Consider the following 13432-nt stretch of genomic DNA (forward strand, 5'->3'; position numbering starts at 1 on the left):
TTCCTCAACGGTTAGTTACAGACCATAGAAGGAAGAGGCTGAACAACGCTGGTTGAATGGGGCAGCATCAATAGAGCACCTTTCGATTTGGTGTTCAGGTTCTGCCTCGTGGCGAACAGCATTTTTAAGAGAGAAATGCGTTCTTCACGGGCACACGGTAGTGCAAACTGTTCTCGTGAGGCTGCTCAACCCTCCACATCAACCCTCCACATCAACCCTCCACATCAACCCTCCACATCAACCCTCCACATCAACCCTCCACATCAACCCTCCACATCAACCCTCCACATCAACATTGATCACACGTCCAAGTTTCAGTAACACCAGCTTCGATGATATTTGTTGTGGTGAGATCTTATAGAAATTCGAGACTGCCTGAACATACGCCTGGATCTGCCCGCGGTAGTATTCGACTCGATCATTGATTGCGATGAGATCATTGGGAAGAGCGTCGGTTTTGAAGTCGATAATTTCAGCCGCAAGGACAGTTGAATCTCGGGAAATTGTGACGAGTCGGTCAATGCTGCCAGTCAAAAGCGATCCATTTTCTCGGACAGCAAAAGCTCGTTCATTTCGAAACGTGACATCGACCGGAGCTTGCAGAATCTCTTGCTTTGTCTCTTCCGAGACATTCATGCTTTCGGCGGACAGATAGGGACGCTTTGACAGCAGAGATTTCAAAGCTTGACGACTCACTGACTGGTGGAATTCTGCAAGCGACTGTTCAAGGTCGATCCCTTGGATTCCAAGTTGTGTGGCAAGTCCTAGGAGAATTTCGTCCTCGGGAATTCCATCATCAAGCCAGCCGATTTGCTCCATCCAGGCATGAAAGAGTGTTCCCCTGTCGACAGCTTTTGAATCGCCGGTTGGCAAGATGTTTTCCAATTGAACGAGCTTCGTTCCCTCTTTGCTTGAAGGAGCAACGCGAGGCAAGCGTCGTGACTGATCCGACTGTTTGAATTGAATGTTGAGTTCTCTGGGAGGAGGAGGCGATTCCGATTTTGAATCGAGTTGTGGTAACGACTGATACCATGCCGGGTCGCCAGCCTCAGCGAGGACAACGTTGGATTCCAGCTGTGCAGTCGGGGCAAGAGCGGCACGAATGAGCCCAGCATGAGTTTTGGGAAGTGTTTTCTCAGCGCTTTTTGCTGTTCGCGGTCGCACGATGATTTGAAGGTTGTGGACTGCTCGTGTCAACGCGACATACAACAGGCACAGCGACTCGACAATTGCCTTGTCTGTCGTTTGTGCGAGTGCAAGTTTCAGTTTCTTGGGGAATAGATCTTGGAATTCCTGGCTTTGGTACAGTGCGACCGCTTCTGGAGGTTCTCCCGGTTTGGGAGTGTATGAGAGATACTTCGGCGGTTTCGTCATGAGTCCATCGCACTCTGCGAAGATGACGGTATCGAATTGAAGCCCTTTCGACTGGTGAATCGTCATCACACGGACGCGAGAGTCGGTTGGTTCTTGTACTTTTTGCTTTTCGACGAACTCGACGAATTCAGATGTCCGCAATGATTGTGAGATGGTATCGAACTCGTTGGCGAGTGCGGATAACTGGATTAACCGACGGAGTTCCCGTCGATTGCAGTGTTGCGCAAGTTGTCCGGTCAATTCGTGGACTGTCTCTCCATATCCTGATTGGGAAATCCGCTTTCGGAATTGGTCAGAGAAGAGGTGAGCGGCTCGGTCGTTTTCATGATTGACCAGATTGACAATCGCACCCAATGGAGAGTTCACAATGTGAAAGCGAGCGATCGTATCACCAGGATGATCAGCCAGATGGAACAGCGCCAACACTAACTGGACGGCTGCTGAGTCGACGAGTGGGTTACCACCCTCTTCGCTCGCATCGATTCCGAGTTGATTCAGTTCATAAATCAACTCCCCGATTTTGGCGTTCCCTCGTGTGAGGACACCGATCGTTCCTGTCGGAGCAACTTTAAGTTGATCAGCGATCATGTTGGCGACGAACTGATTGAGTTCGGCGTCGACCCGCGATTGATCACGGTCTCCTGGCTCCATATCCTTGGGAATTGGAGAGGTCAATAATTGAAAGTATCCGGGAAGTTCTGTTCTCGCGGTTTCATGTTTCGGAAATTCGTTGCTCCATCTTTTTAAGACCGCCTGGTTCTCTCCGAAACCATCGTGATTTCCGATCCCCTGAAAAATTCGATTGACAGTTTCAATGACAACTGGTGAAGAGCGAAAACTCTTGTTGAGGGGCCGCTCTTCGACATCTTCCAGTTGCTGAGTAATGGCATCGAAGATGGCTGCTTCTCCGCCTCGCCAACCGTAAATCGCTTGTTTTCCATCTCCAACACAGAAGAAAGACTTATTGGTGCCGGTTGTTGTGTCCTGTGCAAACGGACGAATCACACTCCACTGCGGGACCGAGGTGTCTTGAAATTCGTCGAGTAGAACATGGTCAATCGTTCCGTCGAGCCGATGTGCGAGGTCGGAAGTGGATCGGTTTGAAAGTGAATGTGCCAGCCGTCGCGTGAGGTCGTCAAAACGAAGTCCGCCCGTTTCCCGTTTGAGTTGCTCGTAAACTCGATCATATTTTTCAATCAGTTCGTAGGTCGCCGCCGTTTGCACAGCCCATGGTGCAAGCCATTTGGCCCGAGCAATTTTCTCCAATTCCAAATACAGCGACTTTAAGTTGTCTGGGATCTCTTTACGATGGTACTTGCCATCTCCCAAAACCTTGGAAAGTAGTCCGGTCTTGTAAAGGGCTGGCCATTCTTCATCTTCAATCCGCTGAATGTCGCCATTGCGAGCGGTTTCCATACGGGAATTTTCAATCGGTTCTGCAGCTAATCGGGCGACGATCGATTCCAATTCATCGGATGAGGGACTCTGGATCTTCCCGAACTGTTTCCATGCTTGAGCATCTGTTCTCAAGTAGATTTCATGGAATTGCGAGATATGTTCTGAGATCAACTGATACACACTTCTCCGCACGCTCCCTTTATCGAGTTGGTGCATCAGGTTTTTTAGCTCTTGAAGCTCTCCTTCTCGGAGGACATGATCAATCGCCCGATCCTGAAGGTGCTCAGCTTCGATCTCGTCCATGAGCCTCCAACCGGGAGGAAGACGCAACTCTAAAGAGAAGGAGCCCGCCAACCGCGAGAAGAAACCATCAAGCGTACTGATTCGCAAGCGATGCAGATTTTGCGTCAACACTTTCAGAAGAGTCAAACAATCCTTCTGAGTAATTTCGGGCGATCCGGTGAATGATTTCAAACTCTGAAAATCAGCATCATCGAGAGCCGCCTGCGCAAGCCGCAAGAGAATCCGGTCAGTAATTTCCGCTGCTGCTTTCCGCGTAAATGTTGAAGCCAGAATTTTGTCTGGTGTCGAGCCTCGAAGTAATGTGAGAAATCGGTTGGAAAGCTGAAACGTTTTCCCCGTTCCCGCAGAGGCTCGGATAACCAGTTTGCGGTCGGCTTCCGGCAAATATGAGTGTGGCTCCGTTGATTGAAGCGGTGAAGGGGTTTCTGGTTGATTCTGGACGATCTCTTTTTCGTCGTCGAACAAGCTGCGTTGATGTGAGTGACTCATACGACCGCCTCCCTGCCAAATACATCGTCCTGACAAATGCCGGAGAATTCCTGAAACCAGGTAATCGGCTTGTCGAGTTCAACCCAGAATTCTTCATTGATGATGTTCTCTGCTATCTTGCGAGCGACATCATCCGCTTCTTTCAACTCGTCTTCGCTCCATTCTGCAATCCGATCTCGAATTTGTGGTGTTGTTCTCGGTAACGTGATGTAACCCAGTCTCACTTTTCCCTGCACACCAAATGGCTTCGCAAGATGTCGATACAACGGAAGCTGTAGGTCGACCCATTCATCTTTGTATCGGTGTGTCTGTTCAGGTGACTGCGCTTTGTCGCTGGTTTTGTAATCGAAAATGACCCATTCATTCAGCTTTGGGTGATAATCAACACGGTCGATTCTTCCACGTAATGTGATTTCTGACCCGTCAGCGAGGTTGAGTGTTGTGTTTTTTCCATATCCGATTTCGGTGTGTTTTATTTCCCAGCCTTGGCGAACCCATTCGGTTTGCCATTGCGCAAAGATGTTCAATCGATGGCGAATTTGTTCAACCTGAATATGGACAGGGAATAGCGGGTCACTGCCGTATCTTTTGTTAACAAGTTGGTCGAGCTGACTGTTCAAGAACCCGGAGACTTGTACCGGATCGGTTTGTAAGGTTTCGTCACTTTGTCCGAACCCTTGCAATACATCGTGGATCAACGATCCAAAACCTGCGGGATCGAGCTCGACGACGGAATCGCTCACTTCGCCCAGCTTTAAGACGTGACGCAGGTAGTATCGATATGGCGAAACCAGATAATCTTTGAACTCTGTGACGCGGAACGACCGCTTCGGTTCATCCATTTTGACAGGTTTTGGAATTCGAAAGTCGTGGTCTTCTCGTTGAGTGGAGAGTCCTGTTTTGATTGTTGGTAAGTCTTCCTCGTGATCGTCAAAAAAACGTACGATACGATGTGCAACTTTTTCAGGAGAAGCTGCGAACAACAGGCGACTGGGAGTGAGTGGCTCTTTACGAGCGTCACGCTTGGCAGCGATGAGCTTCACTCGCTTTCGAGAGTGCAGAAGGACGCTGATTGCGTACGCGTCACGTGCGTAGCGTCGCTGGTTATCTTCAATCCCTAAATGTGTTCGTAAGCGGTTCGGCAAAAAGAGGTCATGGTTGACGGCAGAAGGAATAAAGCCTTCGTTCATTGAGGTTAAGATTGCGACAGGGGCATCGTCTAGCGGAAGGTCGAGCCAACCTGAAAGTTGAACCGCATGATCATCGACTGGCGCTGCGAGAAATTCGCTGCGAAGTTCGTCCAATGTTAGTTCGATTGCCTGTTGTGCGGTCACGACTTGCTCAAGAGCTGCCGGGACGCGTCCGTGTTCCAGTGCAGCTTCGTGGATTTTTTGCGTTGCTTGAAGCAGCAAGCGGTCTTCTTGAACATCTGGATTTAAATCTCTGCCTCCGTAAACCTGCAACAGAAATTTTCGCAGTGGTCCCACCCAATCAGCCAGTGGCCGCGAAGATTCTTGGAACGGTTTAAGGAGATCGCCGATCACGCTCACAAGTTGACGAGCGGTTTTCGCTGATCGACCTGATCCTAAGATGACCTGTGTACGACGCTGAAGATGCTCCGTAACGTTCTCGTCCCAACAGGTTAACCAATTGTCGGGTAAGTCTTGTTGGCTGATCCAACTTGAAAGATCGGGATGTCGGATCAATTCCGAGAAATGGTCTGTTCGGTCCGCTTCCAGATAACTTGAGACACATTGCAGCAGCCGATACGGCCCCGATTGTGGAAGTGTCTGTTCAATGACCCAATTCGTTGAGATCCCGGACATTGCCAGATATCGTTCGATGTGCGGGACGATGCGGTCGTCCGGGACACCTACGGTGATTTCATCGATGGAGAAGTCCGCTCCACAAGCTTCTAGCTCCAAGGCGACCTGTTCTGCCTGCTCTTGTGGTCCATCGACCACTTGGATTTGCGATTCGTCGATCTCAATTGTGAAGTCATTCCATTCACCCGGCTGTAAATTTCCGAGTGGTGCAAATCGGCTGGATTCTTCAGGCGGTGCGTGAATCACAACGTGAACATGCTCGGCAACCTGCTTCAGCATCGACTGCAATGTGTGGTTCAGGTCCACTGTTCCGACCAGGAAAATTTCGGAGTCTGTTCGACATTCGTTATGTTTAATCGCAAATAAGCGAGCCGTTTGCTGATCCCAGAGCCCTGCTTCATCCAATTGTTGCAGATATCTCTTCTGGACTTCTGCCAGAACGTTCCAGCGATCAGTTTCGTTGAAAGATTCAAGCGATTGACCACGCTCAGCGACGTCGGAAAAACTCAGGCCATCGGCGGCCAACTCTCGATGCTGTCGACGAAGAAGTTCACCAAGTCGCAACCAGGCATCGACATCATAATCTTCAGGAGGTTGCGGAATGACCACTTCCAGCTGATCTCGCTGAAGCCCTTTCAATGCCTCCGCCCAGGCGAGTTTCTGGGTCAGAGGTGAGGCGAATGGGAATTTTGGGAGATAGAGAAACTCGGGGAGCGTTCCAACGGTAATGATTCGCGGCGGGATTGCTTCACCTGCCGACTTGTCTGTCAAAATTTCCAGAAAACGTCGCCCCGCCTGTCGACCGGGAAAGACAACAATGACATTTGAGAGGTCTACTTCTCGCTCGCTTCGGTAGCGTTTGATCAGCTCCTCGACAAAAGCTGGCAGAGCTGGTTGTGACCAGTCGAGAAATAGCCGTTCGTTGTTCATTCTCGTGTCCGTGAGATTCTGACTTCAGTGAAAGTGAGCGGAATCGTTTTAATCACGATAGCGTTTCGTGATGTCGCTATACGCATCGATGCGGCGATCTCGCAAGAATGGCCAGTGCGTTCGTTGTTCATTGAGCATCGCAAAGTCACACTCAGCCATTAAAATCTCTGGCTGATCGACACTTGCTTTATTCAAGATGGTCCCACTTGGATTGCAAATGAAACTCTGTCCCCAGAATTCAATTCCCCCATCCAGATCGCCCTCGTGTCCGATGCGATTGGCTGAAGCCACATAGACGCCGTTTGCAATTGCGTGGCTTCTCTGGATCGTTTCCCAAGAGTCGTGTTGCGCGGTGCCATATTCCGCTTTTTCAGTAGGGTGCCAACCGATTGCTGTCGGATAAAACAGAATTTCAGCACCTGCCAGTGCCGTTAACCGAGCTGCTTCCGGGTACCACTGGTCCCAACAAATCAACACACCCACATTGCCGAACTTCGTTTCGAAAATCTTGAAACCAAGGTCGCCGGGAGTGAAGTAGAATTTTTCGTAAAACAATGGATCGTCAGGAATGTGCATCTTGCGATACATCCCCAGATACGCCCCATCGGCATCAAGGACAACTGCCGTGTTGTGGTAAAGACCAGCTGCGCGTTTCTCAAAGAGCGAAGCGACAATCACAATCCCGAGTTTTTTTGCGAGTTGTGAAAACGCTTCCGTACTTGGACCGGGAATTTTTTCCGCTAAGTCGAACTTCGCATGGTCCTCACTTTGACAAAAATACTGCGACCGGAACAGTTCCTGTGTGCAAACGATTTGTGCCCCCTGCTTGGCTGCCTGCTCGATATCAGCGATGGTCGCTTGCAGGTTTTCCGTCGGGTCGAGAGTCGCTGCTCGTTGAATGAGCGCGACGTTCACATTTCTTGACTGAATTGGCATCAGAGTGATTATCTCAGCTTTGTTTGGCTTCGTGTACTGGGAGTTTCGAAATCTTCTTCATGATTTGCTTGAGCCAGTTAATCGACTTCTGGAGGAACCGCTCCATATGTCCAGGGAGCGGTGAACTCCGCTTCTAAAGGTCGGGTCGGGATTTTTCCCGGCTTGAGTCTCTTTGAGAGTTCAACTGCAGCGTCGACCATTTTTTGTCCAGCAGTGATTTCCAGGTTGCTGTAACCCGTCAATCTCGTTTCATAACCGCCGCCGCGTGGTCCGAAGGATTCTTCAGTCGGAACATATCCGACGCAACCGTTCGCCAATGAAACCGGGAAAGTCAGCGGAAACGGACTGCCCGCTTTGATGTCCAGTCCGAACTGACAGAAGAACTCCGCTGGATCGGTGAGCAAGACGACAGGACCAATCTGAATCGCTTGCACTTCGACGTCTGCAACAGGTTTTTTCTCTAGAAGTGCATCGAGCAAGACGATCTCTTTAGCAAATGCCCACTCTGTTGCACCGACTTCAGCCGGTTGTTTTTTGACGAGTTCCAGACTTTTGGTCACACGCTCTGGGCGAGGTGTTCTACGCGAAATTTTGAGCAGAGTTGAGTCAAAATTGATCGGTGTGAGTGTTCCAGGTTCTTCTCGCAGGAGCACTTTTACGGCCTCTGCTCCTACGGTTCCTCCAACGAATCGAGAGGACTGCTCCGCTTTACGACGTTGGTACTTCGTCATGTTCTCGACTTGGGTTACATCTCCAGAGGCTCCAGCGAGAAAGACGACGACGACTTCATCACCGAAAACTCCTCGGATGACCTGCTCTACATAATAGATGTAATTTGCAGAAATCCCCCCAGGGCTGGCGGTTGCGTGGCAGACGAAATTCACAATGCAGCCAGTCAAGTTGCCTTCAGCATCCCAGGCACCGATCACTCCCACTTCCGGGTCGACCGGGCCGGCTGGCTCGATGATGCCCGGATTTCCGGGGCGAGGGTGAGTTTGAGTGAGGCCTGACGTCATTCGGAACCGGCGATTGAATGCCACTCCTTCTGCTTTTCCTTTTCCAGCACTACATTGAGTACTTCGTTGATCTTCATTCGCTGCGCAAACGGCGTCGACAATTTGATTTTCAACACGCACGATATATTTTGGGTCAGCGGCGGATGATTTTTCGTAGGCCAATTCCTGAACGAGTTCAGAAGCATGGTCAAATTCTCCCGGATAGATCATTCCGGTCGGCCCCGATGAATGTGAATGCGTCGCATGAATAAGAATGGCGCCGGCTGGGATTCCGCATTTTTCTTCGATCCGCTTCCGAGCCGCAAGAACCATTTCGCGCCGGACCAACAATGCGTCGACCGAAACAATCGCGACGCGGTTTGTGCCATCATCAAACACCGCAGCTCGGACCTTGCATGGATCGTGTAAGCTGCGATGGAAGATTTTCCTGTATCCCCCCGGTCGTTCCATTCCAATCTCAGGGGTAATGTCCCGCTCGGCGAACCCGGCATGAGTGGCCTGCTCTGCATCGGCATCTTGCGAGAAGCTCTCTTGAGCGATGAGAGTCAGAGATGTGAGTAAGATCATCAAACGCATGGAAGACATCATTGGCTCTTTCAAAGATCTGGTGAGTTCGCTGGCTGTCGATATCAAGGTTACTGAATTGACCCGTCTGTTTTGTGGAGTGTAACCGTGGATTGTAACCACGGAGGGAGCGAATTCTACGAATAGAAAAGAACTTGCCCGCTCTTCTTTGAAAAACGTGAATTTGAGTCTGATTCCAAAAATGGCTTGACCAAAGCAGGTAAAAGCTGGAATGAAAGACTGCTCCAACATCTCTCACTCGAATTGAATCCTCAATGGTTATTGCGCTGAAGCTGACTTCGGTTTAATGCAAATTCAAGCACCAAATTTTCTCAGTCGTTCGGCTCAATAAATCTGCTATGGGATTCCTCTTTGACTTTTCAGCAGGCTACAGAGTAGTTGTAAGGCCCTTCCATGTAGAACGAAATTTACACGATTCTTCGGCTTTTATGGCGTGCCTGATTTTTTCCTGACACGGTTTCCGTCAGCTGATAATTTGCTTGATGGGTTGTACTGGTTCGACACCGACAAGTTTTTGATCGAGGCCACTGAAGAAGTAGCTGAGACGGTTGGGGTCGAGTCCCATTTGGTTCAGAATTGTGGCGTGCATGTGTTTAACATGAAGGCGGTTTTCAACGGCTTCTGCGCCGAGTTCATCCGTTGAGCCGTGACTCACGCCACCCTTGATACCACCGCCCGCCATCCAGGTTGTGAAACCATACGAGTTATGATCTCGTCCAGTTCCTTTCGCGTATTCAGCCGTCGGTTGACGTCCGAATTCTCCGCCCCAGACAATCAGTGTTTTGCTGAGAAGTCCGCGTTGCTTCAGGTCTTGAAGAAGGCCAGCGATCGGTTTATCAGTTTCGGCAGCGTGAAGATTGTGGTTCCTCTCCATGTCGGAGTGAGCGTCCCAGTTGTCATCGTTATGATTTCCCCCTGAGTAGATTTGAATAAATCGTACACCACGCTCAACAAGTCGCCGCGCGAGCAGACATTGTCGACCGAAATGTGCAGAGGTCGGATTGTCCATCCCGTAAAGTTTTTGCGTCGCCTCTGTCTCTTCGGCGATATCCACCGCTTCCGGGGCATGAGCCTGCATGTTGTATGCAAGTTCATAACTCGCAATCCGGGCTGCAAGATTGGAATTGTCGTTGCGGGAATTCAAGTGTTCGTCGTTATATTCTCGAAGCGTATCGAGCATTGCTCGTTGTGCTTCGACGGACATTCCTTGAGGTGGTTTCAGGTTCAGGATGGGATCGCCTTTGGATCGCATGACCGTCGCCTGATACGACGCTGGCATATATCCCGAACTCCAGTTTTGCGAACCGGAAATTGGCCCGCCGCGTGGATCAAGCATGACTGTGAATCCGGGGAGATTGCTGTTTTCTGTTCCAAGGCCGTAGTTCAACCAAGATCCGAGGCAAGGTGAACCACTCAGAACTTTCCCGGAGTTCATCATTAACATCGCAGATCCGTGAATCGGGCTGTCTGCTGTCATTGAGTGAAGAAAGGCAATGTCGTCAACTTGCTCACCGAGATGCGGAAATAAGTCGCTGACGTACTTTCCGCATTCTCCATACTGTTTGAACTTCCAGCGAGGTTCAATCAAACGTCCTTGATTGCGATGTCCGCCGCGACCAAATGTTTTGACTTCGACCGTCTGGTTATCTCTTCCATACATTTCGGGTTTGTAATCGAAGGTGTCCATGTGGCTGGGACCGCCATACATGAACAGGAAGATGCATGCCGTGGCATCGGGATCGTGGTGTGGCTGTTTGGGAGCTAGCGGGTTTTCGAACTGAGTGACACCATCGGCTGCGACAGACTGTTTCGCAAAGAAGTCCTCATCTAACATTCCTGCCAGTGCCGTCCCGGCAAATCCTGCTCCGGTTTGCCAAAGAAATTCGCGACGAGTTCTTCCGCAGAAATTTTGTGGCTTCGACATGAATTCCTCTGAGTGCAACGAAATTTATTGATAAAGAGATTAACTCGTTCTAACAAAACCTGCGCGTGGGCTTGAAAGCCCAGTGAATCAAAACGATTTCAGAGGTATTGTTAGCGGTTCTAAATTCATTTTGGGAGATGCGACTGAAATAGACACTCCCTCAACGGGACAGCTTCTTCGATCTCATTCATATTATCAACAGGATTGCGATTCAAGTCCAGTTGCGAACCTTGAAGAAGCAAAGTACAAACGGTTTTTGATGTTCTTTTATGAGCCACGTTCTTGAATAAGCGACCAGAATGCCCCTTAGAATTCGCCTTCATACTGAGTCCTCGATTCCGATAGAGGTTAATTCGCTGAACCTCAAGACGATGCGAGAGCAGTCAGCGAAGACGATTGCTAAGACTCTTGTCTTTCGTGGAAATGAAAAGGTCCCTTGTGGCGATTTCTTCGATGTTTCCGGATCGGCAACCGACGACAATACGGTTCTCTGGGAGGGAAACCTCCACAAAATCAAACTGATTGGCTCTCATCACTCAAGCGGGACTCTCCGTGTCGAAGGAAATGTCGGCATGCATTTCGGTGCTGAGATGACCGGTGGTGAGATCATTCTCCACGGTGATGCCAGTGATTGGCTCGGCGCGGAAATGCGGGGTGGGGCCATTCACGTACATGGCAACGTCGGAAACCTGGCGGGGGCGGTGTATCGCGGTGGACGAAAAGGAATGCTCGGCGGCGAGATTCTCATTGATGGAAACGCCGGAAACGAGATAGGTCACACCATGCGTCGCGGATTGATCGCCGTTGCTGGGAATGCTGGCGATGCCGCTGGTGTCGGGATGATTGCCGGATCGATAATGATTTTCGGGGAACCGGGAATTCGCAATGGTGCTGGAATGAAGCGCGGGACAATTGCGTTGTGTCAACCGTGCGGACAGCCAGAGGTTCTGCCAACTTTCAAAAAGGCGAGTCTTTATCAACCATTGTTCTTACAACTCTATTTCCGACATCTTCAGGAAGCGGGATTTCCCGTTCCTGAAGAGTGTCTGGCTGCGAATTATCAACGCTATTGCGGCGATCTACTGGAACTCGGCAAAGGCGAAATCTTTACGCACGTCAGTTAAGACGGAACTGTAAAAACTCACAGGAGAAGCTCACGGTAGAAGCTTTCGGTGCAATGCCTGCTGCAACAGGTGTCATCTGGAATACAGAACCTGTCTTAGGGAAATTGAACACCAAGAACCCAGGCGGGGCTTTTACCGCATTCATAGGTCTTCAGCTTGGTGAGAATGCCGGTCGCTGCATCACGGCGATACACAACCAAGGTGTTCGAACCCTGCCCCGCTGCGACAAGATAGTCTTCATTGCCAGGAATCAAATTGAATGAGCGAGGTGTCTTGGCAGTCGAGACCTGACCGAGTGGTGTCAGCTCTCCTGATGTTGAGTCGATTTTGAACTGTGCGATACTGTCATGCCCTCGGTTAGAAGCATACAGAAATTCGCCATCAGCACTGATTTCAATGTCAGCGCACGATCCCTGCGAGAGATCCCATCCGTCTGGATGTGTCGAGACTGTTTTCTGTTTTTCCAGTTGCCCGGTTTTTTCGTTGAACAGGCAATGAGTCACGCTCTTGCTTTGCTCGTTGACCAGATACGCCCACTTTCCGTTTGGGTGGAATTGCATGTGTCGCGGACCTGCCCCTTCTGCTCCGGGGAGAGTCGTCGGATCATTAAACCGAAGCCGTCCTTTCTCTGCATCAAATCGAAACTGCTGGACTTTGTTGAGTTCTCCAGCATGAGGAACAAATGCAAAATCGTTGTTGGGGGAGGTTTGCACACAGTGAGCTTTTTGCCCGGTCACGATTCTCTGCACAGGTTGGCCTGCCACTTCTCCACCTTTAATTTTGCTCACTGTCACAAGGCCTTCCCCGTAATAAGCAGCGAGTAACCATTTTCCAGCCCGGTCTGCGTAAATGTAAGCTGCGCTTCCTGCACTGGGGACACTGGAGAGGTGGGTGAGCAGGCCGGTTTTGGGATCAAAAGAGAGTGTGGCAAACTCACCTTTTGATCTGATCGATGCGTATATTCGAGTTTGGTTTGAACTCAGGCTCAGGCAACCGGGTGTTCCTTCGAATTCAACTTCTCCAATGCGAGAGAGTTCACCTTTTTTTTCATCGAGTGAGAAAATTCCGATGGTGTTGTCCTGGCTTTCAGAAACATAAACATAAGTGCCAGCGTGTAAATGACTCATTGTGGATACTGTCAAAACAAGAAAAGTGATCATCAACTTCATGAGGTATCGCTCTCGGGTTTGTACGTCTAGGTTTGTTTCGCTGGTTGAAACGTGCTGATCGTGAATCGAAGGTTGAGAGACTCAATCTTTGATTCGATACTGGTGCGTGCTAACGGTTTTGAGTTTGGCAGGTTCTTGTAAGTGGTTCGACAAAAATTCCCAATTCTCTTTTGTTCGCGTTTCAGAGTGCCAAGGAATCAGGTCTTCGTTGCCAGGAAAAAAACGCAGCGAACAGTCTGTTGTGTTTGGCTTGCAATTCAATGTTTCAAAGTTACCGGTAAGAAATGTCCCTGGTGATAGTTGACAAGGAATTTTTCTGACTCGAAGATGGCGAACCGCCCTCCCCTGTCGGTCATCT

Annotated in this window: 7 protein-coding genes; 1 reads left to right on the plus strand and 6 read right to left on the minus strand. The window is 49.9% G+C overall.

What is annotated here, in order from left to right:
- Window positions 1–276 precede the first annotated feature (276 nt).
- From Mal48_RS08915 to Mal48_RS08935, 5 genes are all read right to left on the minus strand, one after another.
- Complete coding sequence (locus Mal48_RS08915; RefSeq protein WP_145198122.1) at window positions 277–3564, minus strand: UvrD-helicase domain-containing protein; 3288 nt, start codon at window positions 3562–3564, stop codon at window positions 277–279.
- Window positions 3561–6320, minus strand: a complete 2760-nt coding sequence (locus tag Mal48_RS08920) for a PD-(D/E)XK nuclease family protein (protein ID WP_145198124.1) — start codon at window positions 6318–6320, stop codon at window positions 3561–3563. The genes Mal48_RS08915 and Mal48_RS08920 overlap by 4 nt, the downstream gene beginning before the upstream one ends.
- Before the next feature lie 48 nt (window positions 6321–6368).
- The gene (locus Mal48_RS08925; protein ID WP_145198126.1) at window positions 6369–7256 is read right to left on the minus strand and encodes a carbon-nitrogen hydrolase; all 888 of its coding nucleotides are present in this window, start codon (window positions 7254–7256) and stop codon (window positions 6369–6371) included.
- Window positions 7257–7333: 77 nt separating this feature from the next.
- Window positions 7334–8848 (minus strand): hypothetical protein, encoded by a 1515-nt coding sequence (locus Mal48_RS08930; protein ID WP_145198128.1) that lies wholly within the window; start codon window positions 8846–8848, stop codon window positions 7334–7336.
- Between the two features lie 472 nt (window positions 8849–9320).
- Window positions 9321–10781, minus strand: coding sequence for a DUF1501 domain-containing protein (locus Mal48_RS08935; protein WP_145198130.1), 1461 nt, complete (start codon window positions 10779–10781; stop codon window positions 9321–9323).
- A gap of 299 nt (window positions 10782–11080) precedes the next feature.
- Between Mal48_RS08935 and Mal48_RS08940 the strand changes: the two genes are divergently transcribed.
- The gene (locus Mal48_RS08940; protein WP_145198132.1) at window positions 11081–11905 is read left to right on the plus strand and encodes a formylmethanofuran dehydrogenase subunit C; all 825 of its coding nucleotides are present in this window, start codon (window positions 11081–11083) and stop codon (window positions 11903–11905) included.
- A 95-nt stretch (window positions 11906–12000) separates the two neighbouring features.
- On the opposite strand, the gene Mal48_RS08945 is transcribed toward Mal48_RS08940, so the two are convergent.
- Window positions 12001–13032 carry a lactonase family protein gene (locus tag Mal48_RS08945; protein ID WP_197442187.1) on the minus strand — a complete coding sequence of 344 codons (1032 nt, stop codon included), beginning with the start codon at window positions 13030–13032 and terminating at the stop codon, window positions 12001–12003.
- Between the last annotated feature and the right edge of the window lie 400 nt (window positions 13033–13432).

It is taken from the genome of Thalassoglobus polymorphus, from assembly GCF_007744255.1.
GTDB lineage: Bacteria > Planctomycetota > Planctomycetia > Planctomycetales > Planctomycetaceae > Thalassoglobus > Thalassoglobus polymorphus.